Annotated in this window: 30 protein-coding genes and 1 tRNA gene; 18 read left to right on the top strand and 13 right to left on the bottom strand. The window is 65.5% G+C overall.

Annotated elements, in window-relative coordinates; translation table 11 throughout:
- Positions 1–175: 175 nt before the first annotated feature.
- From XI08_RS44525 to XI08_RS44510, 4 genes are all read right to left on the bottom strand, one after another.
- Positions 176–535, bottom strand: a complete 360-nt coding sequence (locus XI08_RS44525) for a VOC family protein (protein ID WP_271579293.1) — start codon at positions 533–535, stop codon at positions 176–178.
- A gap of 103 nt (positions 536–638) precedes the next feature.
- Positions 639–1,067 carry a hypothetical protein gene (locus XI08_RS44520; protein WP_271579292.1) on the bottom strand — a complete coding sequence of 143 codons (429 nt, stop codon included), beginning with the start codon at positions 1,065–1,067 and terminating at the stop codon, positions 639–641.
- A gap of 62 nt (positions 1,068–1,129) precedes the next feature.
- A complete protein-coding gene (locus XI08_RS44515) occupies positions 1,130–1,969 on the bottom strand; it encodes a helix-turn-helix transcriptional regulator (protein WP_271579291.1) in 840 nt (279 codons plus the stop codon).
- Positions 1,970–1,978: 9 nt separating this feature from the next.
- A complete protein-coding gene (locus XI08_RS44510) occupies positions 1,979–2,557 on the bottom strand; it encodes a methylated-DNA--[protein]-cysteine S-methyltransferase (RefSeq protein WP_271579290.1) in 579 nt (192 codons plus the stop codon).
- A gap of 173 nt (positions 2,558–2,730) precedes the next feature.
- Between XI08_RS44510 and XI08_RS44505 the strand changes: the two genes are divergently transcribed.
- A tRNA-Gly gene (locus XI08_RS44505) sits at positions 2,731–2,804 on the top strand.
- A 90-nt stretch (positions 2,805–2,894) separates the two neighbouring features.
- Here the strand turns inward: XI08_RS44505 and XI08_RS44500 are convergent.
- Positions 2,895–3,887 carry an alpha/beta fold hydrolase gene (locus XI08_RS44500; protein WP_271579289.1) on the bottom strand — a complete coding sequence of 331 codons (993 nt, stop codon included), beginning with the start codon at positions 3,885–3,887 and terminating at the stop codon, positions 2,895–2,897.
- Between the two features lie 173 nt (positions 3,888–4,060).
- Between XI08_RS44500 and XI08_RS44495 the strand changes: the two genes are divergently transcribed.
- The 11 genes from XI08_RS44495 (at position 4,061) to XI08_RS44445 (ending at position 14,447) form a co-directional block, all read left to right on the top strand.
- On the top strand, positions 4,061–4,642 hold the full coding sequence (locus tag XI08_RS44495) for a helix-turn-helix domain-containing protein (protein WP_271579288.1): 582 nt from the start codon (positions 4,061–4,063) through the stop codon (positions 4,640–4,642).
- Positions 4,642–5,154, top strand: a complete 513-nt coding sequence (locus tag XI08_RS44490; protein WP_198033679.1) for a GNAT family N-acetyltransferase — start codon at positions 4,642–4,644, stop codon at positions 5,152–5,154. Before XI08_RS44495 ends, XI08_RS44490 begins: the two co-directional genes overlap by 1 nt.
- Before the next feature lie 2 nt (positions 5,155–5,156).
- On the top strand, positions 5,157–5,621 hold the full coding sequence (locus XI08_RS44485) for a GNAT family N-acetyltransferase (RefSeq protein ID WP_271579497.1): 465 nt from the start codon (positions 5,157–5,159) through the stop codon (positions 5,619–5,621).
- A 103-nt stretch (positions 5,622–5,724) separates the two neighbouring features.
- Positions 5,725–6,783 (top strand): LacI family DNA-binding transcriptional regulator, encoded by a 1,059-nt coding sequence (locus XI08_RS44480; RefSeq protein ID WP_271579287.1) that lies wholly within the window; start codon positions 5,725–5,727, stop codon positions 6,781–6,783.
- An 82-nt stretch (positions 6,784–6,865) separates the two neighbouring features.
- Positions 6,866–8,320, top strand: a complete 1,455-nt coding sequence (gene xylB, locus XI08_RS44475) for a xylulokinase (protein ID WP_271579286.1) — start codon at positions 6,866–6,868, stop codon at positions 8,318–8,320.
- On the top strand, positions 8,321–9,643 hold the full coding sequence (gene xylA / locus XI08_RS44470; RefSeq protein WP_271579285.1) for a xylose isomerase: 1,323 nt from the start codon (positions 8,321–8,323) through the stop codon (positions 9,641–9,643).
- A gap of 13 nt (positions 9,644–9,656) precedes the next feature.
- Positions 9,657–10,415, top strand: coding sequence for an ATP-binding cassette domain-containing protein (locus tag XI08_RS44465; RefSeq protein ID WP_027542336.1), 759 nt, complete (start codon positions 9,657–9,659; stop codon positions 10,413–10,415).
- Positions 10,415–11,497, top strand: coding sequence for an ABC transporter permease (locus tag XI08_RS44460; RefSeq protein WP_027542337.1), 1,083 nt, complete (start codon positions 10,415–10,417; stop codon positions 11,495–11,497). Before XI08_RS44465 ends, XI08_RS44460 begins: the two co-directional genes overlap by 1 nt.
- 94 nt (positions 11,498–11,591) lie before the next feature.
- Positions 11,592–12,524 (top strand): sugar-binding protein, encoded by a 933-nt coding sequence (locus XI08_RS44455; protein ID WP_271579284.1) that lies wholly within the window; start codon positions 11,592–11,594, stop codon positions 12,522–12,524.
- 93 nt (positions 12,525–12,617) lie between these two features.
- Positions 12,618–13,595, top strand: a complete 978-nt coding sequence (locus XI08_RS44450) for an aldo/keto reductase (protein ID WP_271579283.1) — start codon at positions 12,618–12,620, stop codon at positions 13,593–13,595.
- Positions 13,596–13,598: 3 nt separating this feature from the next.
- On the top strand, positions 13,599–14,447 hold the full coding sequence (locus XI08_RS44445) for an amidohydrolase family protein (RefSeq protein ID WP_271579282.1): 849 nt from the start codon (positions 13,599–13,601) through the stop codon (positions 14,445–14,447).
- A gap of 200 nt (positions 14,448–14,647) precedes the next feature.
- Here the strand turns inward: XI08_RS44445 and XI08_RS44440 are convergent, their stop codons facing one another.
- The 4 genes from XI08_RS44440 to XI08_RS44425 form a co-directional block, all read right to left on the bottom strand.
- Positions 14,648–15,013 (bottom strand): nuclear transport factor 2 family protein, encoded by a 366-nt coding sequence (locus XI08_RS44440; protein ID WP_027542341.1) that lies wholly within the window; start codon positions 15,011–15,013, stop codon positions 14,648–14,650.
- Between the two features lie 157 nt (positions 15,014–15,170).
- Complete coding sequence (locus XI08_RS44435) at positions 15,171–15,521, bottom strand: RidA family protein (protein WP_027542342.1); 351 nt, start codon at positions 15,519–15,521, stop codon at positions 15,171–15,173.
- A gap of 114 nt (positions 15,522–15,635) precedes the next feature.
- The gene (locus XI08_RS44430; protein ID WP_271579281.1) at positions 15,636–16,553 is read right to left on the bottom strand and encodes an extracellular catalytic domain type 1 short-chain-length polyhydroxyalkanoate depolymerase; all 918 of its coding nucleotides are present in this window, start codon (positions 16,551–16,553) and stop codon (positions 15,636–15,638) included.
- A gap of 3 nt (positions 16,554–16,556) precedes the next feature.
- The gene (locus tag XI08_RS44425) at positions 16,557–18,215 is read right to left on the bottom strand and encodes an FAD-binding dehydrogenase (protein ID WP_271579280.1); all 1,659 of its coding nucleotides are present in this window, start codon (positions 18,213–18,215) and stop codon (positions 16,557–16,559) included.
- A gap of 249 nt (positions 18,216–18,464) precedes the next feature.
- Here XI08_RS44425 and XI08_RS44420 point away from each other — a divergent pair, with 249 nt between their 5' ends.
- The 5 genes from XI08_RS44420 (at position 18,465) to XI08_RS44400 (ending at position 22,813) form a co-directional block, all read left to right on the top strand.
- Positions 18,465–18,986: a hypothetical protein gene (locus XI08_RS44420; protein WP_271579279.1), complete on the top strand. Its 522-nt coding sequence runs from the start codon at positions 18,465–18,467 to the stop codon at positions 18,984–18,986.
- 110 nt (positions 18,987–19,096) lie between these two features.
- The gene (locus XI08_RS44415; RefSeq protein ID WP_271579278.1) at positions 19,097–19,291 is read left to right on the top strand and encodes a hypothetical protein; all 195 of its coding nucleotides are present in this window, start codon (positions 19,097–19,099) and stop codon (positions 19,289–19,291) included.
- A 24-nt stretch (positions 19,292–19,315) separates the two neighbouring features.
- Positions 19,316–19,906: an SCO family protein gene (locus tag XI08_RS44410; RefSeq protein ID WP_027542347.1), complete on the top strand. Its 591-nt coding sequence runs from the start codon at positions 19,316–19,318 to the stop codon at positions 19,904–19,906.
- 111 nt (positions 19,907–20,017) lie between these two features.
- Complete coding sequence (locus tag XI08_RS44405) at positions 20,018–20,953, top strand: transporter substrate-binding domain-containing protein (protein WP_271579277.1); 936 nt, start codon at positions 20,018–20,020, stop codon at positions 20,951–20,953.
- A 216-nt stretch (positions 20,954–21,169) separates the two neighbouring features.
- On the top strand, positions 21,170–22,813 hold the full coding sequence (locus XI08_RS44400; RefSeq protein WP_271579276.1) for a lysine--tRNA ligase: 1,644 nt from the start codon (positions 21,170–21,172) through the stop codon (positions 22,811–22,813).
- A gap of 21 nt (positions 22,814–22,834) precedes the next feature.
- Here XI08_RS44400 and XI08_RS44395 read toward each other — a convergent pair whose 3' ends face one another.
- Together XI08_RS44395 and XI08_RS44390 are read right to left on the bottom strand one after the other, a co-directional pair.
- Positions 22,835–23,320, bottom strand: coding sequence for a cupin domain-containing protein (locus tag XI08_RS44395; RefSeq protein WP_271579275.1), 486 nt, complete (start codon positions 23,318–23,320; stop codon positions 22,835–22,837).
- Positions 23,321–23,429: 109 nt separating this feature from the next.
- Entirely contained in the window at positions 23,430–24,260 is an 831-nt protein-coding gene (locus tag XI08_RS44390; RefSeq protein WP_271579274.1) for an AraC family transcriptional regulator, read from the bottom strand.
- A gap of 154 nt (positions 24,261–24,414) precedes the next feature.
- Between XI08_RS44390 and XI08_RS44385 the strand changes: the two genes are divergently transcribed.
- On the top strand, positions 24,415–24,765 hold the full coding sequence (locus XI08_RS44385) for an antibiotic biosynthesis monooxygenase family protein (RefSeq protein WP_271579273.1): 351 nt from the start codon (positions 24,415–24,417) through the stop codon (positions 24,763–24,765).
- Here the strand turns inward: XI08_RS44385 and XI08_RS44380 are convergent.
- Both XI08_RS44380 and XI08_RS44375 read right to left on the bottom strand, forming a co-directional pair.
- Positions 24,744–25,496, bottom strand: coding sequence for a carbonic anhydrase (locus XI08_RS44380; protein ID WP_271579272.1), 753 nt, complete (start codon positions 25,494–25,496; stop codon positions 24,744–24,746). The genes XI08_RS44385 and XI08_RS44380 overlap by 22 nt on opposite strands.
- Positions 25,497–25,586: 90 nt before the next feature.
- Complete coding sequence (locus XI08_RS44375) at positions 25,587–26,240, bottom strand: S24 family peptidase (RefSeq protein WP_271579271.1); 654 nt, start codon at positions 26,238–26,240, stop codon at positions 25,587–25,589.
- Between the last annotated feature and the right edge of the window lie 142 nt (positions 26,241–26,382).

Below are 26,382 nucleotides of genomic sequence, written 5' to 3'. Positions count from 1 at the left end.
GTAGGTATCCTTGATTTCGATAGGTCGTCGCTACAAAAACCGTCATTGCGAGCGCAGCGAAGCAATCCAGAGATGTTTCCGCGGAAGCAGTCTGGATTGCTTCGTCGCACCAGCGCAAAATTGCTTCGCAATTTTGTCGCGGGCTCCTCGCAATGACGGAGCTGGCGGCTAAAGCTCACACACAAACCGCTTCGACATTGTTGCCGTCCGGATCGATCAGAAACGCCGCGTAATAGGTCGGGCTGTAATCCTTGCGCGGGCCGGCGCCGCCATTGTCGCGGCCGCCGCTCTTCAGGCCCTCGCTGTGGAACGCCTTGACCGCGTCATGAGTCCCGGCGCGAAACGCGATATGTGCGCCGTCGGCCTTCCGCCCCTTGTTCAGGTGCAGCCACAGCGCCGGCGCGCCCTTCGGCCCGAAGCCGGCATAGCCGTCGCCGCTCGAGCACAGGACGTAGCCGAGCGGCGCCAGCACCGCGGTGTAGAAGCGCGTGGCGGCATCGAGATCGGCTACGCGAAGTCCGATGTGGTCGTACATGTTCGTCTCCATTGCAAAGCGCGCCGCGACTGGCGCACGCCGGAGACGAACCTAGTCAATTGAGGGCAGGCCGCTCTTGGAGAATCTTGCGCCCGGCGTCCGGCTAGTTCGCCGGTGCCTCCGCTTGCCACCGGATCACCCGTCTCAGATGATAGACCTGCACCCACATGTTCGTTCCAATCACGCTGATCGTTGCGACGATCAGGGCTGTGAGCTTCTGCGGTGTATGAAGGGCGAGGACGAGCAGGAACGCGGAAAGGGCCGCCGTGACGCCGAAGCTGAACCAGAGCCCAACGAGCCGTGGTGCAAACCAGGCCGGCTGACCGTCGCTGTCCCACTGCATCGGAATCCTGCGCGAGCTGATCCGGCGGCCGTAATAGACGGCACAACCCGCGATGAAGGCGAGGCCGACGACAAGTGCGATCAGCGTGGCCGCAATCACGTCACTCGAGGCACTGTTCATCTGCCGGTTCGCCGCGTTGAAGGGGCGCCAAGTCGCCCTTTGGTTGTAGTACCGCGCGATGTACCGCAAGCGCCAGCGCGTCACACCTGTCTGGTCAACAGACTGTTACCCTGCGATGCGGCCGACGTGTCTCAGTTGAGGACGAGGCGTTCCCCGAAGATCCTGCGCTCGCCCTTCGACGCCTGCCGGAACTTCGTCGGCGACACGCCGGCGGCACGATGGAAGGTGCGGACGAAATTGGAGAGATCGCCGAAGCCGACGTCATAGGCGACGTCGGTGACCGCGATGTCGTCCACGGTGAGCAGGCGCGCGGCGTGTCGCAGCCGCGAGCGCACCAGATATTGATGCGGGGTGACGCCGAGCACGGCCGAGAACAGCCGGAGGAAATGGAACGGGCTCAGTCCCGCCTGCCGCGCGGCCTGTTCAAGGTCCACCTCTTCATGCGAGTTGGCGTCGATCCACAGCGCGGCTTCGACGGCGCGGCGGCGGTCGCGTGCGGTGGGTGTAGCCGGCTTGCGCGCCTTGCCCGAGACGACGTCAATGAAGCGGCCGGCGAGGATCTGGCCGATCTCGTCGAGACCCAGATCGCTGTTGCCATCTGCCGCCGTCTGGGCGAGTTCGCCCAGCACCATCAGCTCGGGCAGCGGCGGTGTCGCGCCGACCTTCCAGATCTCGCGCCGTCCCCCGAGGGCATCGACCAGGTCCTCGCTGAAGAAGAAGCCCAGGCAGACGTCGCCGCTGACATGCTCATGCGTGCAGGTGTATTCCTCGCCGGGCGCGCCGACCAGCATCGAGCCTGCCACCAGTTCGAAGAAGCCGGCGCGGCAATGGCAGCCGAAGCTGCCGGCGCGGACATAGGCGATGGAATGGCCGGTGCGGCACTCCGCAAACGGCGTGTCGTCCGGCCCCGCATCGCAGCGGAACTCGGAGACCGTGATCGAGCGTGTCGTCAGCAGCGTGGTTGCATCCATGCCACCTATCTAGGTGGAGGGCCTCGGCGGGGCAACGGGCAGCAACACCTCGAACAGGGTCTTGCTGGCGACCGGATGGGCGCCCTCGAGCGCCAGCAATCGCCGCTTGGAGATCACCCCGCCATAGGGCGAGAGCCGGTCGGTGTAATTGCCGGCCTCCAGCACGCGGTGGCAGGGCACGATCAGCATGTAGCGATTTTTCGCAACCGCCTGCGCCACCGAATGCGCCGCGCCGGAGGCCCCCAGCGCCTTGGCGACCTCGTGATAGGTGCGCGTCTCTCCGCGCGGGATCGTGCAGGCGTATTCGTAGACCCGCCGGTTGAAGCCGGGCACGCCACCGGCATCCAGGCTGACGTCGGAAAAGTTGGGATCGTTGCCCTGCAGCAGGCCTACGATGCCCTCGATCGCAAGCTCGGCATTCAGCGGAGGCTGTTGCTCGCGCGCCTCGGGATGGACCTGGAAAATCCGGCGGCGGGTGTCCATCTCCCGCGCCTCCGGCAATTGCACGGCCACGACGCCGGTGCTGCTCCAGATGATGCCGCAGCGCCCGATTGCCGTGTCGAATATTGTATAGCCACGCCCCACCATGCACACGCCCCACTCAGTGCACGTCTCTCCCCAGACACGAGATCATAACACCGCCACAATCCGGCGCACCCAAAATCTTGCCAGGACGTTAACAACCGTCCGGCTAGGTGCGCCAAACCGCTTGGCGAGACGCGCCGTCTCGGCTAATCAGGACGGGCGTGAGCAGCGCATCCGCGGGCGTAGTTCAATGGTAGAACGGCAGCTTCCCAAGCTGCATACGAGGGTTCGATTCCCTTCGCCCGCTCCATCCTGCTTCGCGCGAAGGCGCTTCGCAGGATTTCCAGTCTTCGGCGACGCGATGCAGGATGCCCTTCGAAGCGTTAGCAGAGAAGGGGGGCTAAGCTGACAGGCTTCGCAGAAACTCGACGATCGCAGCATTCACCTCCGCCGGCCGCTCCTGCTGGGTCCAGTGTCCACAGCCCGGCAGCATCCTGATCTCGCGCAGTTGCGGCACCCATTGCTTCATGTTGGCGAGGAGCTCGGCGGTGCCGGGGAAGGCGAGGACCATGTCGTGGTCGCCGGCGATGAAGAGTGAAGGCACCACCACCTTCACGCCCTCGAAAGCCGCCATCAGCTCCCAGTTGCGATCGATGTTGCGGTAATAGTTGAGCGGCCCGCGAAATCCGCTGCGGGCAAACTCGGCGCCGTAATAATCGAGGTCGGCGGCGCTCAGCCATGACGGCAGCGGCATCTGCACCTTCGGCAACATGCCGTCCTTGCGCGAGACCATGCCGACGCCGACGGTCCTGCCGGCGCGCTCGGCATTGGCGCGAATTGCCACCGCTCCTTCGCCGGAGCCGCCAAACAACATGGCGCCGAGCGTTGCGCGAGGATCCCGTTCGAACTCCGCTTCGGCAATCCCCGGCTCCTGGAAGTACAGCTGATAGAACTGCGCATCCGCCGTCTGTGGCATGACGCTCGTCGGCCGCACCGGACCGCGCGGCCGATAGGGCACGCTGAGGATGGCGGCAGCGCGGAAGCGATCGGGCCGCAGGCGCGCCGTGTGCCAGGCGATCGTCGCGCCCCAGTCATGCCCGACGATGACGGCGTCCTTCGCCTCGAAGGCGTCGAGCACGCCAACGAGATCGCCGACCATGTGGAGGATCGTGTACTGGTCGATCGCGTCGGGCCGGTCGCTCTTGCCGTAGCCGCGCATGTCAGGCGCGACCGCGTGGTAGCCGGCCGCCGCCAGCGCCTCGAGCTGGTGGCGCCAAGAGTACCAGCCTTCCGGAAAGCCGTGGCAGAGCAGCACCATTGGTCCCTTGCCCTGCTCGGCGACGTTGAGGCTGATACCGTTGGCCTTGATCGTCCGCTGCGTCGGCTCGCCCATCTCGTCGCCTCCCGATTAGTTGTGGTTGGGGCGCATCCTAATCGGCCCTGCGAGCTCCGCAAAGATTCTAATATATTAGACTGCCGCTCGCGGCGTTCGCCTCCGTCCGCGCTAAGCTACCGCTCGCCCTGATGGGTGCGGTCCTCGTGTCGGGCAATGTTCGGATGAAGACCATGGACCAGCAGAAACTCGATCGCGCGATCGGTCGTCGCTTGAAGACCCTGAGGACGCAGGCGGGCATGACGTTGAACGAACTTGCAGCGCGCTCCGGCGTCAGCCGGGCCATGATCGGACGGGTGGAGCGGGCGCAGAGCAGTGCGACGGCGGCGCTGCTCAACAAGCTCTGTGCGGCGCTCGACGTCACGCTGAGCGACGTCGTCGCGCTCGCGGAGAAGCCGCCGGAGCGGCTGATGCGGCTTGCCGACCAGCCGCTTTGGCGCGATCCCGACAGCGGCTACCGCAGGCGCCATGCCTCGCCGCCGGACGCGGCAAGCGGCATCGAGATCATCGTCGTCGACCTGCCGGCCGGCGCGCGCGTCTCCTACAGCCCCTGGGGCCGCAACGCCTTCACCCAGCAGCTGCTGATGCTGGAGGGCGCGGTCTGCGTGCATATCGACGCCAAGACGGTGCGCCTGCGCGAAGGCGATTGTCTCGATTTCGACGTGATGCGTGCGGTGACCTTCGAGAACGAAACCAGACAGGACGCGCGCTACGTCATCATCACGCGGCGCGGCACTTCTTACGGGAAAATGTGATGCCGATGATCGTGCGGGACGCCACGCTGGAGGATGCCGAAGATATTTTGGCCATCTACAACCATGCCGCAATCAACACCACGGCGGTCTGGACCGACGGCCCGGTTGATCTCGATTCGCGGCGCGCGTGGATCCGGGCGCGACGGGAAGCCGGCTATCCCGTTCTGGTCGCGATGAAGGGCAGGGATGTGGTCGGCTTCGCGTCCTTCGGCGATTTCCGTCCCTGGCCCGGCTATCGCCACACGGTCGAGAATTCCGTCTATGTCGACGAGCGGCATCATCGCGCGGGCATCGGCCGCGGCCTGATGGTTGCGCTGATCGAGCGGGCCACGGCGTTGAACAAGCACACGATGGTCGCCGCGATCGAGGCCTCGAATTCAGCCTCGATCGCGCTGCACGCCTCGTTCGGCTTTGCCGAGGTTGGCCGCATGCCTGAGGTCGGCTGCAAGTTCGGCCGCTGGCTCGATATGGTCCTCATGCAGATGCGGCTTTCAAGCGGAGTGAGGCCGTGACGATGCAGATCCTGACCGGCGACACGTTCGATCCGCGCGTCGTCGCGCTGCTCGACCATCATGTTACGGCAGCGCGGGCGCAGACCGCGCCGGGCAGCGCCCATGCGCTCGATCTGGCGGGCCTTCGCGCGAGCGACGTCGCGTTCTGGACCGGATGGGACGGCGAGACGCTGGTCGCCACCGGCGCGCTGAAGACGCTTTCGGCCACCCACGGCGAGGTGAAGTCGATGCATACGCTTCAGACCACGCGGCGGCGCGGCTTTGGCGGCCAGATGCTCCGTCACATCATCAGTGAAGCCCGCGCGCGCGACTTGACGCGGCTCAGCCTCGAGACCGGCTCGTGGGACTATTTCAGGCCGGCTCACGCGCTGTACCGGGCGCACGGCTTCGTCCGCTGCGGCCCGTTCGAGGGCTATGTCGAGGATCCCAACAGCCTGTTCCTGACGCTGGATTTGAGCGGCAGTTGAGGCCGCCGACGAGGTGGGCCCCGGTGCAACCGGGGCTCGAAAAATCCGACACGCCCCTCAAAATGAGTTGCGTACCTCAAAACACATCTGCTAGCCTTCAGCCATGGCCCAAGAGAGCTACTCAGACTCGCTCACTGCCACCGCGCTGACCCTGAAGGACATCGCGCGCGAGGCGGGCGTGAGCTTGGCGACCGTGGACCGGGTCCTGCACAATCGCCCGGGTGTGCGGCCGGACACGGTCCGGCGCGTCAAAGAGACCATCGAGCGCAACTCCTTCCAGCCGCATGTGGCCGCCGCAGAGCTCGCCCGCGGTCGCGCCCGCCGCTTTGCCTTCGTGATGCCGTCCGGGCCGAACCCGTTCATGCAGCAGATCGAGGCCTATCTCGGCGAGATGTCGGCGTGGCTCTCGGCACGTCGCCTGAGTGTCGAGATGGTCGCAACCGACGTGTTCGATCCCTCCGTGCTCGCGGTTTCGCTGGAGAGACTCTTCGGCGATTACGACGGCGTCGCCGTGGTGGCGCTGGATCATCCCGGCGTCCGCGCCGCGATCAACGATCTCGTCGACGCCGGCACCAAAGTGGTCACGCTGGTGTCGGACGTGCCGTCGTCGCGGCGCCACCATTATGTCGGCATCGACAACATCGCCGCGGGGCGCACCGCCGGTGCGCTGGTCGGTCGGCTGGTCGGCGGGCGGTCCGGCAAGGTTGCCATCGTCGCCGGCTCGCAGGGCCTGCGCGATCACGCCGAGCGCATTTTTGGCTTCAACCAGGTGATGGCGTCGGAATTCCCTGGTCTCGCCGTCCTGCCGGTGCTGGAAGGGCGCGACGAGGACGAGCGTTCGGAGCAGCTGCTGGCCCGGCTGTTCGGCAGGCATTCTGACATTGTCGGCCTTTATAACGTCGGCGCCGGCACGCAAGGCGTCGCCAAAGCGTTGAGCGATTCCGGCCGCGACAAGCAGGTGGTGTTCGTCGGGCACGACGTCACGGCGCTGACGCGCCGGCTGCTGTTGCAGGGCGTGATGGATGCCGCGATCTCGCAGAACCCAGGACATGAAGCGCGCGCCGCCGTGCGCGTGCTGCTTGCGCTCGCCCGCGGCGAGCCGATCTTGCACGAACAGGAGAAGATCAGGATCGACATCGTGATGCGGGACAATCTGCCCTAGCGGCAGGCGATTTTCGAAACGGCCCGTGGCGGTAAAGGCGACGCAAGATCGCACGCTGCGACAGGTGAATGGGAGGGATGGCGTGTATCTCGGAATGGACATCGGTACGTCCGGTGTGAAGGCGGTGCTCGTGAGCGAAGCCGGCGCGATTCTCGCGACGGCGGCGCGCGAGCTTGCGCTGTCGCATCCCGCGCCGCTGTGGTCCGAGCAGGATCCCGACGCCTGGGTCGACGCGGCGACCGGCGCGGTCGACGATCTCGCATCCCGCCATCCGCGTGAGGTCGCGCAGGTAGCCGGCATTGGACTATCCGGCCAGATGCACGGCGCGACGCTGCTGGGCGAGAACGGCCGCCCGCTGCGTCCCGCGATCCTCTGGAACGACGGCCGCTCGCAGGCCGAATGCGGCGAGCTCGAGCGACGCTGTCCGTCACTGCACGCCATTGCCGGCAATCTCGCAATGCCCGGCTTCACCGCGCCAAAGCTGCTCTGGGTCGCGCGGCATGAGCCGGACATCTTCGAGCGCGTCGCAAAAGTGCTGCTGCCGAAGGCCTATGTCCGCTATCGCCTCACCGGCGAAATGGTCGAGGACATGTCGGACGCCGCCGGTACGCTGTGGCTCGACGTCGGCCAGCGCCGCTGGTCGGAGGCTCTGCTGCAGGCCACCGGGCTCGATCTGCGTCACATGCCGCGCCTCGTCGAAGGCAGCGAGACCAGCGCGGTGCTCGCGCCGGACCTGGCGCAACGCTGGGGCATGGCGAAAGGTGTCGTGGTGGCCGGCGGCGCCGGCGACTGCGCGGCGAGCGCGATCGGGCTCGGCGCCATCGCACCCGGAGATGCGTTTCTGTCGCTGGGAACTTCAGGTGTGGTGTTCCGCGTCACCGATCGCTTTGCGCCGGCGCCGGCTTCAGCCGTGCATGCCTTCTGTCACGCGCTGCCCGGGCTCTGGCACCAGATGGGCGTGATGCTGTCGGCGGCGGCCTCGCTCGCCTGGCTATCAGGCGTGATGGAGACGCCGGCCGCGGCGCTGCTGGCGCCGCTCGGCGAGCGTGTCGATGGGCCGAGCCCGATCAAGTTCCTGCCCTATCTCGACGGCGAGCGCACGCCGCACAACGATGCCGCCGCCAGCGGCGCCTTCGTCGGTTTGCGCGGCGCGACCGGGCGCGGCGAGATCGTGCAGGCCGTGCTCGAAGGCGTCGCCTTCGCCGCGCGCGACAATCTGGCGGCACTGAGCGCGGCGAGCGCGCCGATCGTGGAAGTCGATCTCGTCGGCGGCGGCTCGCGCTCGCCGCTCTGGGCCCAGATCTGCGCCGACGTGCTCGGCATTTCCGTCCATCGCGTCGAGGAAGGCGAGGTGGGGGCCGCGCTCGGCGCCGCGCGGCTCGGGCGCCTTGCCGCCACCGGTGAAGATCCCGCCGAAGTTTGCACGCGCCCGCGCCGACAGGCGAGTTTCGCGCCCCGCGCTTCCGTCACCGCCGCCTATGACGATGCTTATCGCCGCTGGCGCGCGCTTTATCCCGCGTTGAAGGAGTCCGCCTAAGTGAACGCGTCAGCTAAATTCTTCGAGGCAAGCACGCCTGTCGCCTTCGCCGGCCAGGATGCCGGGCAAGCGCCCGCCTTCCGCTGGTACGACAAGGATCGCCTCGTCCATGGCCGCCGGCTCGAGGATCACCTGCGCTTTGCGGTCTGCTACTGGCACTCCTTCTGCTGGCCGGGCGGCGATCCCTTCGGCGGCGAGACGTTCCTGCGGCCCTGGCATCGCGGCACCGATGCGATGGCGCAGGCACGGGCCAAGGCCGATGTCGCCTTCGAGCTGTTCCGCCTGCTCGACGTGCCCTTCTTCACCTTCCACGACGTCGATGCGGCGCCGGAAGGTGCTTCGCTCGCGGAGTCCGTCGCCAACCTCAACGCGATCGCCGATCTGTTCGAAGCGAAGATGGCCTCCGCCAAAGTCCGGCTGCTCTGGGGCACCGCCAATCTGTTCACGCATCGCCGCTACATGGCGGGCGCCGCGACCAATCCGGACCCTGACATCTTCACCTATGCCGCCGGCCAGGTCCGTGCCGCGCTGGAGGTGACGCACCGGCTGGGTGGCCAGAACTATGTGCTGTGGGGCGGGCGCGAGGGTTACGAGACGCTGCTGAACACCGATCTCAAGCGCGAGCTCGACCAGCTCGGCCGCTTCGTCTCGCTCGTCGTCGAGCACAAGCACAAGATCGGCTTCAAGGGCCCGATCCTGATCGAGCCGAAGCCGAAGGAGCCGACCAAGCATCAATATGATTTCGACGTCGCCACCTGCTACGGCTTCCTCGCGCGCTATGACCTGCTGAAAGACGTCAAGCTCAACATCGAGCAAAACCATGCCATCCTCGCCGGCCATTCCTTCCATCACGAGGTCGCGCTCGCCGAAGCGCTCGGCGTGTTCGGCTCGCTCGACGTCAACCGCGGCGACGATCTGCTCGGCTGGGACACTGACCAGTTCGCGATGAATGTGCCGGAGCTTGCACTGGTGTTCCACGAGATCCTGAACCGCGGCGGCTTCACCTCGGGTGGGCTCAATTTCGACGCCAAGATCCGGCGTCAGTCGATCGACCCCGACGATCTGATCCATGCCCATGTCGGCTCGATGGATGCCTGCGCGCGCGCCTTCCTCGCCGCTGCCGACATGCTCGATGCAGGCGCCCTCTCCGCGCCGCTTACTAAGCGCTACGAAGGATGGGCGAGCCCCGAGGGCCGCGCCATCCTCGGCGGCCAGCGCTCGCTCGCCGATCTCGCCGATCGTGCGCTCGGCCCCGGCTTCGATCCGCAGCCGCGCTCGGGACGGCAGGAATATCTGGAATCCCTGGTCAACCGCTATGTCTGAGGAAGGCCCGCTGATGACAAATGCTGAAGCAACGCCGGTGCTCCAACTCTCCGGCATCGGGAAGGAGTTCGGCGCAATCCGCGCACTGCATGACGTCGACATGCAGGTCCTTCCCGGCGAGGTGGTCGGCCTGATGGGCGACAACGGCGCGGGCAAGTCGACGCTGGTCAAGATCATCGCCGGCAATTTCCGCCCCAGCCATGGCGAGATCCGCTTTGCCGGCAGCGCGGTCCATTTCAATCGGCCGATCGATGCCCGTACGGTCGGCATCGAGGTGGTCTATCAGGACCTTGCACTGGCCGACAATCTGACCGCGGCCGCCAACGTGTTTCTCGGCCGCGAGCTGAAGCGCAAGTTTGGCCCGCTTGCCTTGCTCGACCACAAGGCGATGGCGGCGCGTGCGCTGGAATTGTTCGGCGAGCTGCGATCTGAAACGCGGCCCGACGATCTCGTCAAGCAGATGTCGGGCGGCCAGCGCCAGGCGGTCGCGATCGCGCGGACGCGGCTCTCAAATGCGAGGCTGGTGATGATGGACGAGCCGACCGCTGCGATCTCGGTCCGCCAGGTCGAGCAGGTGCTGAGCCTGATTCACCGGCTGAAGGAACAAGGCGTCGCCGTGATGCTGATCTCGCACCGCATGCCCGACGTGTTCGCGGTGTGCGACCGCGTGATCGTCATGCGCCGCGGCGAGAAGCGCGCCGACAAGGCGATCCATACGACGTCCCCCGAGGAAGTCACCGCACTCATCACCGGCGCGAAGGAGGCGGCGTAATGGCCATGCAGTTGGAATCCCCGGTCAGCTTCTCGAATGTCGGCGAGATCAAATGGTGGCGGCGTGGCATCTTCGCCTCCCAGACCGGATACGTCCTGCTAGCGCTCCTGGTGCTGATGGTCGTGATGCATTTTGCCAGCCCCTATTTCTTCACCCAGGGCAATATGCAGAACGTGGCGAAGAACTTTTCCTTTATCGCCATTGCCACCCTGGGCGTCACCTTCGTCATCATTACCGGCGGTATCGATCTCTCAGTCGGCTCGCTGATGTGCTTCTCCGCCATGATCACATCGATGGTCATGTCGGGCCTCTCGACGCCAGGCATGCCCGGCGCGTCGCTGTTCGTGCACCTCGCGGCCGACGGCAAGACCGTGGTAGCGAACCTGCCGGGCCTGATCCTGGTCGTCTCGATCGTCGCGGGCCTCGCGGTCGCGTTTCTCGTCGGGCTCGTCAACGGCTTCTGCATCGCGGTGCTCGGGCTGTCGCCCTTCGTCACCACGCTCGGCATGCTCTCGATTGTGCGCGGCCTCGGTTATGTCGTCTCCAACGGCCGTGGCAGCTTTCCGGGCGGGCCGGACGCCGATTACTTCTATGCGCTCACCTCGGGCGACGTGCTTGGCGTGCCTGCGCCCTTCATCTATCTCGTGATCCTCGCGCTGACGATGGCGGTGGTGCTGCACCACACCTCGTTCGGCCGCCACGTGTTCGCACTCGGCGGCAACGAGAAGGCGGCTGAACTCACCGGCATCCCGGTGGTGCGTGTGAAGATCGAGGTTTATGTGATCTGCGCGCTCGCCGCAGGCCTCCAGGGCATCATCATCTCCGGATGGCTCGGATCGGCACCCGCCAACATGGCGACTTCCTACGAGCTCAACGTGATAGCGGCCGCCGTGATCGGCGGCGCCAACCTGGCCGGCGGCATCGGCGGTCCGCTCGGTGCCATCGTCGGCTGTGTGTTGCTCGAAGTGATCCGTAACGGCCTCGTGCTCGCGCAGGTCAACTCCTATTGGCAGCAGACGCTGGTGGGCGTGATCATCATCCTTGCCGTGCTGGTCGACCGTATCCGCTCGCGCATGACTTAACGAGTTAATCCGGAAGGACAACGAAAGATCGTCTATCCGCCTGCCGGACCATCACATCACAAATGGATAGGCAACAAAGTGTGGAGGGAAAGTAATGAAGAAGCTTCTGTTGGCTGGCGTGACCATCGCGATGATGGCGACCCCGGCATTTGCCCAGACCTACAAGTTCGCCATCGTGCCCAAGGCGATGAACAATCCGTTCTTCGACGTGGCGCGCGACGGCTGCCTGAAGCGAGCCAAGGAACTCGGCAACGTTGAGTGCATCTACAAGGGACCGGTCGAACATGAACCGGCGACGCAGGCGCAGATCATCCAGGACTTCGTCACGCAGAAGGTGGATGGGCTCGCGATCTCGGTTGCCGACGTCGCGGCCATGACCAAGTCGATCGAGGCAGCAACGGCGGCCGGCATTCCCGTCATCACCTTCGATGCGGACGCGCCGGGCTCCAAGCGCATCGCCTATATCGGCACCAACAACAAGGACTTCGGTCTGGCGCTCGGCAAGCAATTGGCCCAGCTCAAGCCCGAAGGCGGCAAGTATGCGATCGTATCCGGCGGTCCCGGCGCGAAGAACCTTGCCGAGCGTGTCGACGGCGTCCGTGAGTCGCTCAAGGGAACGAAGTGGGTCGAGGTCCAGGGCTCTCCGACCTTCTGTAACGACGATCCCGCGCTCGCGATCCAGCAGATGGCCGATTTGCGTACGGCGACGCCGGATCTCGGCGCCATCGTGCCGATCGGCGGCTGGCCGATGTTTGCACCCGAAGGTTACAAGGCCTTCGTCAACAAGAACAAGAAGGACATCGACGCCGGCAAGTTCACGCTCGTCGTCGCCGATACGCTGAAGATGCAGCTTGAGCTGCTGCGCGACGGCTACTCCAACGCCCTCACCGGCCAGCGCCCGTTCGAAATGGGCGAGAAGTCGATGGACACGCTGCTCGCGATCAAGAAGGGCGAGAAGGTGCCGGAGATCATCTATACCGGCCTTGATCTCGTGACGAAGGACAACGTTGCGCAGCTGCTGAAGTAGGAGCGCCACCAGCCCCGTGCTCCTGCGTGCCTCTCCCGCTTGCGGTTTCCGCAAGCGGGAGAGATGATTTGGGCTGTCGGAAGGAAATTTGGAATGAAACGGTCGCGGCTCGGCCCCCTTGATGTCACGTCAATCGGCCTCGGCTCCGCCCCGCTCGGCGGATTGTTTGCACCGGTCAGCGATGCCGATGCGCAAGCGACGCTCGAACGGGGTTGGTCGGCCGGCATCCGCTTCTACGACACCGCGCCGCTCTACGGTTTTGGCCTCGCGGAACGGCGGCTCGGCGCATTCCTGCGGCAACAGCCGCGCGACTCCTACGTCATCTCGACCAAGGTCGGCCGCCTGCTGCGCGCGCCCGATGGCGCTGCCGCCGAGGACGATCATTACAAAAGCGGTCAGCGCGAGCGGCCGGTGTTCGACTTCTCTCATGACGGGGTGATGCGTTCGGTCGAGGAGAGCCTGCTGCGGCTCGGGCTCGACCGCGTCGATGTCCTGCTCGTGCATGATCCCGACGATCATTACGACGACGCCGTCGCCGGCGCCTTCCGCGCGCTCCAGCGTCTGCGCGCAGAGGGCACGGTCAAGGCGATCGGCGCCGGCATGAACCAGTCGGAGATGCTGGTCCGTTTTGCCGAAACCGTGCCGGTGGACTGCTTCCTGCTCGCCGGCCGCTACACGCTGCTCGACCAGGGCGGGCTGGATGCGCTGTTTCCGGCCTGTCAGGCCAAGAACATCGGCATCCTGCTCGGTGGCATCTACAACAGCGGCATTCTGGCCAACCCCCGCACCGGCGCGAAGTTCAACTATGAGGATGCAGACGCGGCGCTGGTCGCGCGGGCGCTCGAGCTCGACGAGCTCTGTCGCAAGCACGGGACCGAGCTGAAGGCCGCCGCGCTCCAGTTCTGCATGGCCCATCCGGCCGTGACGGTCGCCGTGCTGGGCGCGCGCAATGCCGCCGAGGTCGCCGACAACATCGCGATGTCGCAGGCGCCGGTGCCGTCGGCCTTCTGGCAGGAGCTGCGTGCGCGGAAACTCGTCGACGTGCGGGCGCCGCTGCCGGGTGGAGCGTGAGCCATGATCATCGACGCCCACCAGCATTTCTGGGATCCGGCGCGTGCCGACTATCCCTGGATGGACGCGCCAGAACTCGCGCCGATCCGCCGCGCCTTCGGGCCTGCCGATCTCGCGCCACTTCTGAAGGCGAATGGCATCGGTGCGAGCATCGTGGTGCAGTGCCGCTCTGCGCTGGAGGAGACTGAGGAATTTTTGCGCATCGCGCATGCAATGCCCTTCGTCGTCGGCGTGGTTGGCTGGGTCGATCTGACCGATGCCGCGCTTGGTGACACGCTCGACCGGCTGCGCGCAGGGCCGGGCGGCGACAAGCTGGTCGGAATCCGCCACCAGGTCCATGACGAGGCCGATCCCGATTGGCTGCTCCGCGAGGACGTCCAGCGCGGGCTCACCGCATTGTTTGCCCGCGATCTCACTTACGATTTCCTCGTCCGCACCCGCGAATTGCCGGCGGCGATCGCAACCGCGCAGGCCTTTCCCAACGCGCGCTTCGTGCTCGACCATGCCGCCAAGCCGCCGATCGCTTCGGGCGGAAGCGCCGAATGGGCCGATCGCATCAAGGCGCTCGCCGCCTGCGGCAATGTCTGGTGCAAGATCTCCGGGCTCGCGACGGAAGCGAAGTGGCATGATTGGGATGCGGAGCGGCTGTTTCCGTTCGTCCAGCACGCCGCAAATTGCTTCGGTGAGGATCGCCTGATCTTCGGCTCCGACTGGCCGGTGTGCTTGCTTGCGGGCAGCTACGGCGAGATCAAGGGCGCGCTGGAGGCGTGTCTGGCGAAACTAGGCTCCAGTGTGCGCGAGAAGGCGTTCGGGGTGAATGCGAAGGCTGCGTATCGGTTGATGGCTGCATGAGTGAAGCTCGTGCCTAACCAAAGGTGTCGTCCCGGCGAAGGCCGGGGCCCATACCGCGTGATCTCTCGGGTTGCCCGAGGCAGGAGTACCGAACGACGAATCTTCGCCAAACCACTCCCTGGGGTTATGGGTCCCGGCCCCCCGTGCGCAATTGCGCACTAGGCCGGGACGACGACGGAGTTTGAGAGAACGCTCGTGGCTCACGCGCCCGCGGGCACCTGGTCCAGAAATCCGGTGATGCTCCTGATGCGGCCGTCCTTCAGCACGGCGAAGTCGGTGCCCTTGATCGGGCTGTCGACGCCGTCAGGGCCAAGGCCCCAGCTGAAGCGTAGCTGATCGCCGTAGCCGTTGGGCTCGCCGATCAGCTTGAACTTGAAATCGGGAAAGCGCTGTTGCACGCCCGCGATCAGCGCGTCGATGCCGTCCTGGCCGTCGCCCTTCATCAGCGGATCGACATAGCTCGCATCCGCCGCCCAGTTCTCGCTGAGCAGTTCGCGCCGGCGGCTTGTCGTGCGCTCGTTCCAGAGCTCGATGTAGCGGCGGGCAATGGTGACGTGGTCGGTCATGGTGCTCTCCTTCGGTGGCGCCGTGTTCGGCTGCTCGTCACTATCGAAGGTTTGCGCGCGCTGATCGATTACCTCCGAGGTCATCGGCGTGCGCAAAAAAATGAAGCGCGATGATGGTCTCATCGCGCTTCATCGGCATGCGACTGGTTCGCGAAGATTACTTCGCCGCCGTCACCATGATCTCGACGGTGTATTGCGGCGCCGCCAGCTTGGCTTCGACGGTGGCGCGGGCCGGGGTGTTGCCGGGGGAGACCCAGGCGTCCCACACCGCATTCATCTCGCCAAACGTCTTCATGTCGGTGATGTAGATCGTGGCCGAGAGCAGCTTCGACTTGTCGGTGCCGGCCTTGGCGAGATGGCCGTCGATCGTCGCCAGGATGTCCTGGGTCTGCTTCGTCACGCTTTCGCCGCCGGCCTTGTTGGCGACGACACCGGCGAGATAGACGGTGTTGCCGTGCACGACGACCTGGCTCATGCGCGGGCCGGTTTCAAAACGCTGAATGCTCATTTGGGATCTCCTGGTGGAATGGCGGCCCTGTCTAGCGCAGCCCCCCGCGCTCAGCCACCCCAGGCACGCATGCGTTGCCAGGCACGCATGCGTTGCCGGGCACGCATGCATTCCCTAGGGAAACTGACTGAAGAACGTCCAGATCGTCTCGGCGCCGTCGATGTCGCTGTTCTGTGGCCCGAGCAGGCTGGTTGCGACCTTGGGGAAGCGGGCGTCCGGAGCGAAGCCGGGCATGCGATGGCCGCCATGGTTGACGCGATAGAGCACGACGTCGTGCCCCCTGGGGCAGCGCGAGGCGATCCGCGTGACCGTGGACTGGTCCGCGGGCACCCTGTCGGGCATTTCGGTCACGTTGGCATCATCGGCCTCGCAGCCGTTGAGCTTGCGCCAGAATGCCAGCGTCTCCTCTGTCGACCAGAACCCGTCTGCGGCAAAATAGCCCGATCCGCGTCCGCCCTCGTAGGGCACCAGCGGGTCGGCCGTGCCGTTCATGATCAGCATCGGCAGCGGCCGCGAGGGATGGCACGTGACCGCGGCTTCGTCGGTGAGGTTCATGATCACGCTCGCACCTGCCGTAAACAGATCGGCGCGCGCGCAAGCAAGCGTCATCGCCATGGCACCGCCATTGGAGATGCCGGCGACATAGACGCGGCCAGGGTCGGCCGTGCCGTTCGCCACCAGTTTCTCGACGAGCTTCGCGATGAAGGCGACGTCGTCGGTGCCCTCGGGCGGGCCACGGAGCGCGGGTCCCGCCTTCGTCCTCGCATCGGCCCAGGCATGGTTGAGCCCGTCCGGAAAGACCACCGCAAAACCTTCGCGCTTTGCGACCTGGGGCCACGCCGTCCGCGCGACCATGTCGGCGCCGCGCTGGGTCTTGCCATGCAGCACGACGACCAGCGGCACAAGTCGCTTGGCCGGCACTTGCACGGTGTAGGACCGCATCACGCCGTTGACGTCGATGGTGTCGGCCGACGCCGCCGGGGCGGCGGCGAAGCCGGCGAGAAGCGCCCCGATATGCATCCACCGCCGCACGATCTACCCCACCGCCTTCGCCGCCGCGCGGCCCGCGTTGCGGCCCGAGAACAGGCAGCCGCCGAGGAAGGTGCCTTCGAGGGAGCGATAGCCGTGCACGCCGCCGCCGCCGAAGCCCGCGGCTTCGCCGACCGCATAGAGGCCGGGAATGACGCTGCCTTCGCTGCCGAACACGCGCGAGTCGAGATCGGTCTCGAAGCCGCCGAGCGTCTTGCGGGTGAGGATGTTGAGCTTGACCGCGATCAGCGGTCCGTGTGCGGGATCGAGGATGCGGTGCGGGGAGGCGGTGCGGATCAGCTTGTCGCCGATATAGCGGCGCGCATTGTGGATGTTCATCACCTGCGCATCCTTGACGTAGGGATTGGCGATCTCGCGGTCGCGCGCCTCGATCTGCATCTTGATGTGCTCGAGCCTGAGAAGGTCGCTGCCGGCGAGCTTGTTCATGGCCGCAACGAGATCGTCGATCTTGTCACGCACGATGAAGTCGACACCATGGCTTTTGAATGCTTCCACCGGCGCCGGCGCGCCCTTGTTGGTGGCGCGGCGCAGCGTCATGCGCCAGCTCTTGCCGGTGAGGTCAGGGTTCTGCTCCGAGCCCGACAGCGCGAACTCCTTCTTGATGATGCTCTGGGTCAGGATGAACCAGGAATAATCATAGCCCGTCGACATGATGTATTCGAGCTGGCCCAGCGTATCGGAGCCGGGGAACAGCGGCGCCGGCAGCCGCGTGCCCGTGGCGTCGAACCACATGGACGAGGGCCCTGGCAGGATGCGGATGCCATGGCGCGGCCAGATCGGCGACCAGTTCTGGATACCCTCGACATAATGCCACATGCGGTCGCGGTTGATCAGCCGCGCGCCCGCCTTCTCCGTGATGCCGATCATGCGGCCGTCGACGTGTTCGGGCACGCCGGAGATCATGAATTTTGGCGGCTCGCCGAGTCGCTCGGGCCAGTTCTGCCGCACCAGCTCGTGATTGCCGCCGATGCCGCCGGAGGCGACGATCACGGCCTGCGCCTTCAGTGCAAACTCCCCGATGACATTGCGCGAGGAACTCTTGCCGCGCTCGACATCGTCAGGCGCGAGAACGGCGCCGCCGACGCCATCCACCGTGCCGTTGGTGATGGACAATGCGTCGACGCGGTGGCGGAATTTGAAGGTCAGGCGGCCGCTCTTCATCGCCTCGCGCGCGCGGCGCTCGAACGGCTCGACGATGCCGGGCCCGGTTCCCCAGGTGACGTGGAAGCGCGGCACCGAATTGCCGTGGCCCATCGCGTCGTAGCCGCCGCGCTCGGCCCAGCCGACCACGGGAAAGATGCGATGCCCCATCGCGCGCAGCCAGTCACGCTTCTCGCCGGCCGCGAACGCCACATAGGCCTCGGCCCATTTGCGCGGCCAGTGATCCTCGTCGCGGTCGAAGCCGGCGGTTCCGAGCCAGTCCTGCATCGCGAGCTCGAAGGAATCCTTGATGCCGAGCCGGCGCTGCTCCGGCGAATCGACCAGGAACAGCCCGCCGAACGACCAGAACGCCTGGCCACCGAGCGACTGCTCGCCTTCCTGGTCGACCACGATCACGCGCTTGCCGGCATCCGCGATCTCGGTTGCGGCCACGAGGCCCGATAGTCCGGCGCCGACAACGATGACGTCTGTCTGTTCAGCCATAAGTTCCCCCCTGTAGTTGCCCGGATTGAAGCCAGCGGTTGTTACTGAGATCAAGGGTGTGGCGCGTAAGACATCATTAACTTGTTCCACTTTGAGATAGAGCCCGGCCCAGTGCAGCGCGGACGCAACACTGGATTTGAATTTGTTTTGAGCGAGCCGGCCTGCCTAGACAAAACCTTGGTTACGACGGACGCTAGCCGTGCATCACCACCTGACACGCAGATTCGAATTCGACTGGGGCGGGGGACAATGAAGTTTCTGACGGGGTTGCTGGCCGCGGTTGTGCTGATCGCTTGCATGGGGGCTTCTCACGCGGTGGTCCGGATCGCGGATGACCGCGGCGGCCGGATCGGAACCTACGTCGACAAATATCAGGACCTGCGGCAATCAGGCGAAACCGTCATCATCGACGGCCTCTGCGCCTCCGCCTGCACCATCGTCCTTGGCGCCATCCCGCGCGACCGCATCTGCGTGACCTCGAGCGCGACGCTGGGCTTCCACGCCGCCTGGGATTTCGGCGCCAATGGCCGCGCCGTCACCAATTCCGAAGCAACCCAGATGCTCTATGCGATGTACCCCTCGCAGGTGAGGCGCTGGATCAACCAGCGCGGCGGCTTGACCCCGCACATGCTCTTCCTGAGGGGCAAGCAGCTTCAGGCCATGTACAAGCCCTGCTACATGGACGCACAGGCCTCGACGATCAAGCCGACGCGCCGGACTCTCCCGCAATCGGACGAGCTCGAGTCCGCTCGGGGCCAGCTCCTGCACTGACATCCTCGGCACGACGGGTTTGTTTCAGCCCGCCAGCGGCGCCTTGCCCGCAGGCGGGCTAAAGCTTATCTGAAAGCCTGGGAACCGGGGCCTTCGCCCCGATCATTGTCATGGCTCAACCAGTGCGCCCGGCCCATCCGTTACAGGACAATTCGTCCACTGCCGGCCGGACGCCGTCCGTGCTGCTGTTGGCTGGCACAGGTGTTGGCGGTCTGGTCGTGATTGGCGCGCTGGCGCTGTGGTTCCACTACGGCACCCAGGTGTTCTTCGAAATGATCAGGACCGGCTTCTTTGCCTGCTTCTGACCCCCGACAGGAAGTCTTCCGCCCATGAGCTCCGCCGCCCGCCCGCTGGTGATCGCGACCGCATTCGCCGCAAGCCTTGTTGTCGGGCTGCTGATCATGTTCTGGGCCATGGGCGGGGTCGGCAAAGTGGCGCAGCCGGCTGCGATCGGCGGCCCGTTCCAGCTCACCGACCAGAACGGCAAGGCCGTCACCGACAAGAGCCTGAAGGGCAAGCCGACCCTGATCTTCTTCGGCTACACCCATTGCCCCGACGTCTGCCCGACCTCGCTGTTCGAGATCTCGGAAGTGCTGCGCGCGATGGGCAAGGACGCCGACAAGGTCAACGCCATCTTCATCTCGGTCGACCCCGAGCGGGACACGCCGGCGGCGATGAAGGACTATCTGTCGAGCTTCGATCCGCATCTCGAGGGCCTCAGCGGCGATCCCGCCGAGACCGCCAAGGTGATCACCTCCTACCGGGTCTATGCCAAGAAGGTCCCGACCAAGGACGGTGACTACACCATGGACCACACCGCGCTGATCTATCTGATGGACCGCGACGGCCGCTTCGTCTCGCCGTTCAACCTGAAACGGACGCCGGAAGAGGCCGCGGTCGAGCTGAAGCGGTATCTCTGATCTACCCTCCGACCGCCCCGGCCTTCACCGTGCCTGCAATCGGCGCTCGCGTTCCCGGGCGGATGGTCTATAAGGCCTCCGATCCCAACGAAATTCGTTCATTTCCGGCCGATGGCTCCATCGCAACAGGCGAAATCGTCCAAATCTGCCCGTGGCTTGCTGACAGGGCTGGCCGTCGGCGCCTGCCTGTTCGCAGCCCTGCCCGGCGCGAGGGCGCAGGCCCCGGCCAAGCAGCCACCGGCGGCGCCTCAGGCCACCCCGCAGGTCGCGCCCCAGGCGGCCCCCCAGGCGGTGCCCGGCTTCTGGGACCCGCGGCGGCGGCCGGAGCGGCCGGACCTGTCGCGCCTGACCGTGATCCGCTTTTTGACCGAGACCGACTATCCGCCGTTCAACTACACCGGCGCCGACGGCAATCCGGCCGGCTTCAACGTCGATCTCGCCCGCGCGCTCTGCGAGGAGATCAAGGTCACCTGCACGGTGCAGATGCGCCGCTTCGAGACGCTGGTCGACGCGCTCACCTCGAACCGGGGCGATGCCATCATCGCCTCGATGGCGGTGAGCCCGCAGCTCCGTGCCCGCGTCGACTTCTCCGATCCCTATTACCGCGTGCCGGCGCGCTTCGCCTCGCGCAAGGATGCGGTGATGCCGGAGATCCGCCCGGAATATCTCGAGGGCAAGAAGGTGGGCGTGATCGGCGGCTCCGCGCATGAGGCCTATCTCAAGGCGATGTTCACCGACGCCGAGCTGCACCCCTATCCCAACGACGACGCGATGCGCGCCGCACTTCGCAAGGGCGAGGTCGACTTCATCTTCGGCGACGCCATCTCGCTCGCCTTCTGGATCAACGGCACGGATTCGGGCGATTGCTGCGCCTTCTCCGGCGGTCCCTTCGTCGAGAGCCGCTTCTTCGGCGAGGGCATCGGCATCGCCGTGCGCAAGGGCAACGACGTGCTGCGCCAGGCCCTGAATTGGGCCCTGTTCCGCGTCTGGGAAAAAGGCCGCTACACCGACCTGTGGCTGCGCTATTTTTCGGTGAGCCCGTTTTAGCTGCGTCGCTGCTCCCTCCGCCGTCATTGCGAGGAGCCCTTGCGACGAAGCAATCCAGACTGTTTCCGCAGTGACAGTCTGGATTGCTTCGCTTCCGCCTTCGCTCTTTGAGCTACGGCGGACAAGTCGCTCGCAATGACGGTGCGAGAGGCAATACCGCCCACAAAATTGCATTCTGCCCGGAAATCGCTATTTTCCGCGGCCCGGAGGCCCCTGATGTCCGTTATCGATCTTGCCGCGAACCCGAGCGACCTGCGTGCGCTCGCCGAACAATCCAACGCCTGGCCGTTCGAGCAGGCGAAGGCCATTGTCGCGCGGCTGAAGAAAAGCCCGAAGGACGAGGTGCTGTTCGAGACCGGCTATGGCCCCTCGGGCCTGCCGCATATCGGCACGTTCGGCGAGGTCGCGCGCACCTCGATGGTGCGCCATGCCTTTCGCGTGCTGACCGAGGACAAGATCAAGACGCGTCTGCTCGCCTTCTCCGACGACATGGACGGGTTTCGCAAGGTGCCCGACAACGTGCCCAACAAGGAGATGCTGGCTGCGCATCTCGGCAAGCCGCTGACGCGCGTGCCGGATCCGTTCTCCAACGAGTACCCGTCGTTCGGGCACCACAACAACGCGCGCCTGCGCGCCTTCCTCGATCATTTCGGCTTCGACTACGAGTTCGCGAGCTCGACCGACTATTATACGTCCGGCCGTTTCGACGCGACGCTGCTGAAGATGCTGGCCGCCTACGACAAGGTGATGGCGATCATCCTGCCGACGCTGGGGCCGGACCGCCGCGCGACCTATTCGCCGTTCCTGCCCATCAGCAAGACCACCGGAATCGTGCTCCAGGTGCCGATGATCCGCCGCGACGTCGCCGCGGGCACGGTGACCTATGTCGATCCAGACACCAACGAAGAAGTCGAAACGCCCGTCACCGGCGGAAATGTAAAATGCCAGTGGAAGGCCGACTGGGCGATGCGCTGGGTCGCGCTCGGCGTCGATTACGAGATGGCCGGCAAGGATCTCATCGACTCCGTGAAGCTGTCCGGCGCGATCGCCAGGGCGCTCGGCGCCACGCCGCCCGAGGGCTTCAACTACGAACTCTTTCTCGACGAGAAGGGCCAGAAGATCTCGAAGTCGAAGGGCAACGGCCTCACCATCGACGAATGGCTGCGCTACGCTTCGCCGGAATCGCTGTCGCTGTTCATGTACCGCGAGCCGAAGGCGGCGAAGCGGCTGTTTTTCGACGTCATCCCGCGCCAGGTCGACGACTATCAGCAATTCATTGATGGCTTTCCCAAGCAGGATGGCAAGCAGCAGCTTGGCAATCCGGTCTGGCACATCCATCACGGCAAGCCGCCACAGGGCGACATGCCCGTGACGTTCCAGCTGCTGCTGACGCTGGTGTCGTCGTCGAATGCGGAGAACGCCGAGACCCTGTGGGGCTTCATCGGCCGCTATCGCCCCGGCGTGTCGCCGCAGACGCATCCGAAGCTCGATGCGATGGTCGGCTACGCCATCAACTATTACCGCGACTTCGTGGCGCCGACGAAGCAGTTCCGCGAGCCGACCGAGATCGAACGCGCGGCGCTCCAGGATCTGCGCGATGCGCTGTCGCAGTTGCCGCAGGATGCGTCGGCTGAGGACATCCAGAACGTCGTCTACGAGATCGGCCGCCGCGAGCCGTTCCTCGACCAGGTCAAGAAGGGCAAGGACGGCCGTCCGGGCGTCACGCTCGACTGGTTCAACATGCTCTACCAGGTGCTGCTCGGCCAAGAGAAGGGCCCGCGCTTCGGCTCCTTCGTCGCGGTGTACGGCGTGCAGAACGCGGTCAACATGATCGACGGCGCGCTGGCGCGGAGCGCGTGAGGCAGGTGTAGCGGCGCAGCCCTAAAGCGGCTCGCCCGCCTTGGTCGTGAATTTGTAGACGCCATCTGGCCCGAGCACGGCGTGCATGTCGACGTCGGGATAGCTGATCACGTCGTCCGGCGTGCGGTCGCCGATCACGAGCAGTCTGACGTCGCGCGTGGTGCGATTGACGAAGCGGTGCGCATCGCCGCTGCCGGCGGGGAAGCCGGCGCACATTCCCCTCGTCAGCACCTGCGCGCCGGAATCGGTCTCGAGCACCACCTCGCCCTCGATCACGAAGACGAACTCGTCCTGGCGCGAATGCGCGTGACGGTACGAGGATTGCCCGCCCGGAATGATCCGGGTCAGGTTGACGCCGAAATTCTTCAACCCCGCATGCTCGCCGAGCCGGCGGTTGTAGCGCATCTGGTTGGCGGCCCGGTGCAGCTGCGGATAGCCGGTGAAATTGCTCTCGCTGACGTCCTCCGGATCGAATGCGGGGAGTCTCGGTTTCGATGGTGTGGTCATTTCGCTTTCTCGGTCAGGCCAGGAATCTGCAGGGCGTCCGCCGCGCAGAGCCTCCACAGTATCGCAGTAGGGCGCGTATTCCCCGGCAGTATTGGCTGAAATTGCGGCGTCAGCCGGCCCGCGCGGCCTGCGCAAACTGCAAGGGCGTGATGCCGTAGCAGCGCCTGAAATGCTTGTTGAGCGCGGCCTGGTCGCAGAATCCCGCCGCCAGCGCGCTGTCGGCCAGCGAATGGCCACGCTTCAAGAAACGGCAGGCGGCGTTGAGCCTGATGTGAACCAGATAGGCGTGCGGGGTGAGGCCAACCGTGCGCTTGAACAGCCCGATCAGCTGGAAACTGGTGAGGCCTGTGAGGTCGGCAAGCTGGTCCAGGCTCAGATTTTCGGCATGGCGCTCCCGCATCAGCGCAATCAACCGCGTCACGACGGCGTCGCGGCCGGCAGGGATCTTGGTGCGGCGTCCGTCACCGTAGCGCTCGAACAGACGGCCAAAGGCATCGGCGACGAGCTCATCGGCCAAAAGGTCGTCCTGTTCGGTTTCCAGCACCCGGTGCAACCGGTCGAAGCGCCCGATCAGATCGCCGTCGTCGAGCATGCTCTCCCGGAGGTGGGGCAGGGTGTCCGTGCCGAAGCGCCGCGCGAGCTCGCCGATTGCAGGCCGGGCGAGATAGAAGGCGCGATAGCGCCACCGTCCGCTATCGCCCATCCGTGCCGACTGCCGCTCGTCCGGATTGGAGACGAACAGCGTGGCGGCGCCGACTTTTCGCACGACATTGCGGTTGCGGATTTCGGCGCCGCCGGACTCCGTCACCGCGATCACATAGGCATCATGGGTGTGCGAACCGTAGTCGTGGTGACGGAAATCGGCGCGCAGCAGGCTCATGCCGGGAATCCGGCGGCTGTGCCAATAGCTCGTGTGGTTGCCAGTGTGCCGGCGCGCCATGGTCGGTCCGTGTGCTCCGTCTCTCGCACATCATGACCCGACGGGCGGTCCTGGACGAGAGGCAAAATCGGGATGGGAGCGTTGCCGCAATTTCGGCCAATACGGCGCCGGGGGTGTTCCCCGAGACTCGACCTTGCAAGTTTCGGAGAGAAGGATGATCGCTCGCATCTGGCGTACGGCGGCCACGCGCGACAAGGCCGCCCTTTATCAGCATCACTTTGCAACCCGGGTGGTGCCGCACCTCCAGGCCATCGACGGCTTCGCCGGCGCCTCGCTGCTTCGCCGCGACGTCGAGGGCGGCGCCGAAGTGCTGGCCCTGACGCTGTGGCAGGATCTCGACAGCATCCGCGCCTTCACGGGGCCAGATCCGGGCAAAGCCATCGTCGATCCCGACGCGCAGGCCATGCTGACGAGCTTCGATGCCACCGCCGCCAACTACGAGGTCGTCGTGGAGGCCGGACCGGACATCGGAAGCGCTGCCGATCAGATCGAGCGCAGCACGTAGCGGCGGTTGTCCTTCTGCACCGGGCGCGCGTTCATCGGATAGAGCTTTGCGAAGGCGGCGACGTCGGCGGCCGCGACCTGGATCGGGGTGGCCAGCAGCAGCCATTCGACCACTTCCGAGCAGGGCGGCGTCGTCAGCGAACCGGGATAGCGGAAGTAGCTGAGCTTCGTTGGCAGCATGGCGTGGGGATCGATGCTCGCATCGGCCTTCACCGCGGGCCCTTCCGCCGCCGGCATGGTCTTGACGATCTTGCCAAAGGCCGCGTTCGGCTTGCCCTCGGCCATCAGCACGCCGACCACGGCGAGACCGCCGGCATCGTTGCGATGGACGAAATGCGCCTCCATCGGAAAATTCTTGCCGCCGATCATGTGCTCGCTCGGCCGGTGGAAGTGCACCTGGAGCAGCTTGTATTTGACGTCGCCGAGCATCAAGGTGCTGCCTTCGGCGAAGTTGAGCTGGATCGTGTGCCCGTTGTTGACGATGGTGTCGGCGCTCATTCCCCAGTTCAGCTTCAACATCGGCAATTGCGACTTGATCGTCGCCTCGATGTCGATCGGCGATTGTTGTAGGCCGACCGCGCAGGCCTTGTTGGCCGCGTCGAGATCGCCCCATTTGGCGGGCGCACCGGCGCCTTCATAGCTCCAATGCACGCCTTCGGCGGCGAAGGCCGGCTTGCAGACCGGACAAAGCGCGAGACCCGCGAGGGCCTTCAATGCGTGACGGCGATTCATCATATTTCCCCCAAGATGAATTTGATCGGCGATGCGCGTGCAACCTAGGCGAGGGCCGCGGTGAGTCGCAACGGCGATCTCGCCGCGAACCTATTGGCGCGCCCACACGATCCGCGCGATCCAGCCGACGTCGCTCGCCGCCATCGTCCGCTCGGCTTGCGAGGCATCGAGCGGCTGCAATTCCACCGCCTTTGCCGTGCGGCGCTTCAAGGTTGCGACCGTGACCTCGCCCGCCTTGGTCTTCACCACGACGCGATCCCCCTTGCGGATCGGTGTGCCGGGTGAGACCAGGATGATGTCGCCGTCGCGATAGGTCGGGGCAAGCGCATCGCCGGCAATCTCCAGCGCAAATGTCTGCCTGTCCTCGGCGATGGGAAGCGCGACCTCGGTCCAGCCCTTGCCGGATGGACGGCCGGCCTCGTCGAAAGCGCCGCTCGCGCCGGCCTGTGCGAAGCCGAGCAGCGGTACCGAGGGGCCGTCGCCTGCCTCGTCGTCGATCAGTCTTGCAAAGGTGTCGATCGAGGCGCCGGTCGCTGTCAGCGCTTTCGCGATCGATTCGGTCGAGGGCCAGCGCTCGCGGCCGTCCGAGGTGATCCGCTTGGACCTGTTGAAAGTGGTGGGGTCGAGCCCGGCCCGCTTGGCGAGGCCGGACGGAGACAGCCCGGCGCGCGCCGCCAGCCGATCCAGCGCGACCCAGATCTGGTCGTGAGTCAGTATCCTCTGCGCTTTGGCCTGCCTGACCATGGAAGGTCCAGCCCGTCGCAACTCAGGAAAACTGTCCTCAAATCAACCGGTTTTCCGATTTTCGCGCAAGAGGCGGCGGAGAAAGCGTTTTCAAGCGAAGGTCGATACCGGTTTGCGTCAAGAAACCGCGTCAAAACAAGAG

This window comes from Bradyrhizobium sp. CCBAU 11361 (assembly GCF_028128935.1).
In the GTDB taxonomy this organism is placed as follows: Bacteria; Pseudomonadota; Alphaproteobacteria; order Rhizobiales; family Xanthobacteraceae; genus Bradyrhizobium; species Bradyrhizobium niftali.
The sequence above is the reverse complement of the archived record's forward strand: the minus strand, read 5'-3'. Positions and strand labels throughout refer to the sequence as shown.

Bases quoted from the DNA above. Each gene is read 5' to 3' on its own strand.
- XI08_RS44525 (WP_271579293.1), bottom strand. From the start codon at position 535: ATGTACGACCACATCGGACTTCGCGTAGCCGATCTCGATGCCGCCACG.
- XI08_RS44515 (WP_271579291.1), bottom strand. From the start codon at position 1,969: ATGGATGCAACCACGCTGCTGACGACACGCTCGATCACGGTCTCCGAG.
- XI08_RS44510 (WP_271579290.1), bottom strand. From the start codon at position 2,557: ATGGTGGGGCGTGGCTATACAATATTCGACACGGCAATCGGGCGCTGC.
- XI08_RS44500 (WP_271579289.1), bottom strand. From the start codon at position 3,887: ATGGGCGAGCCGACGCAGCGGACGATCAAGGCCAACGGTATCAGCCTC.
- XI08_RS44495 (WP_271579288.1), top strand. From the start codon at position 4,061: ATGGACCAGCAGAAACTCGATCGCGCGATCGGTCGTCGCTTGAAGACC.
- XI08_RS44490 (WP_198033679.1), top strand. From the start codon at position 4,642: ATGCCGATGATCGTGCGGGACGCCACGCTGGAGGATGCCGAAGATATT.
- XI08_RS44485 (WP_271579497.1), top strand. From the start codon at position 5,157: ATGCAGATCCTGACCGGCGACACGTTCGATCCGCGCGTCGTCGCGCTG.
- XI08_RS44480 (WP_271579287.1), top strand. From the start codon at position 5,725: ATGGCCCAAGAGAGCTACTCAGACTCGCTCACTGCCACCGCGCTGACC.
- XI08_RS44465 (WP_027542336.1), top strand. From the start codon at position 9,657: ATGACAAATGCTGAAGCAACGCCGGTGCTCCAACTCTCCGGCATCGGG.
- XI08_RS44460 (WP_027542337.1), top strand. From the start codon at position 10,415: ATGGCCATGCAGTTGGAATCCCCGGTCAGCTTCTCGAATGTCGGCGAG.
- XI08_RS44455 (WP_271579284.1), top strand. From the start codon at position 11,592: ATGAAGAAGCTTCTGTTGGCTGGCGTGACCATCGCGATGATGGCGACC.
- XI08_RS44450 (WP_271579283.1), top strand. From the start codon at position 12,618: ATGAAACGGTCGCGGCTCGGCCCCCTTGATGTCACGTCAATCGGCCTC.
- XI08_RS44445 (WP_271579282.1), top strand. From the start codon at position 13,599: ATGATCATCGACGCCCACCAGCATTTCTGGGATCCGGCGCGTGCCGAC.
- XI08_RS44440 (WP_027542341.1), bottom strand. From the start codon at position 15,013: ATGACCGACCACGTCACCATTGCCCGCCGCTACATCGAGCTCTGGAAC.
- XI08_RS44435 (WP_027542342.1), bottom strand. From the start codon at position 15,521: ATGAGCATTCAGCGTTTTGAAACCGGCCCGCGCATGAGCCAGGTCGTC.
- XI08_RS44425 (WP_271579280.1), bottom strand. From the start codon at position 18,215: ATGGCTGAACAGACAGACGTCATCGTTGTCGGCGCCGGACTATCGGGC.
- XI08_RS44420 (WP_271579279.1), top strand. From the start codon at position 18,465: ATGAAGTTTCTGACGGGGTTGCTGGCCGCGGTTGTGCTGATCGCTTGC.
- XI08_RS44415 (WP_271579278.1), top strand. From the start codon at position 19,097: ATGGCTCAACCAGTGCGCCCGGCCCATCCGTTACAGGACAATTCGTCC.
- XI08_RS44410 (WP_027542347.1), top strand. From the start codon at position 19,316: ATGAGCTCCGCCGCCCGCCCGCTGGTGATCGCGACCGCATTCGCCGCA.
- XI08_RS44405 (WP_271579277.1), top strand. From the start codon at position 20,018: ATGGCTCCATCGCAACAGGCGAAATCGTCCAAATCTGCCCGTGGCTTG.
- XI08_RS44400 (WP_271579276.1), top strand. From the start codon at position 21,170: ATGTCCGTTATCGATCTTGCCGCGAACCCGAGCGACCTGCGTGCGCTC.
- XI08_RS44395 (WP_271579275.1), bottom strand. From the start codon at position 23,320: ATGACCACACCATCGAAACCGAGACTCCCCGCATTCGATCCGGAGGAC.
- XI08_RS44390 (WP_271579274.1), bottom strand. From the start codon at position 24,260: ATGGCGCGCCGGCACACTGGCAACCACACGAGCTATTGGCACAGCCGC.
- XI08_RS44385 (WP_271579273.1), top strand. From the start codon at position 24,415: ATGATCGCTCGCATCTGGCGTACGGCGGCCACGCGCGACAAGGCCGCC.
- XI08_RS44380 (WP_271579272.1), bottom strand. From the start codon at position 25,496: ATGAATCGCCGTCACGCATTGAAGGCCCTCGCGGGTCTCGCGCTTTGT.
- XI08_RS44375 (WP_271579271.1), bottom strand. From the start codon at position 26,240: ATGGTCAGGCAGGCCAAAGCGCAGAGGATACTGACTCACGACCAGATC.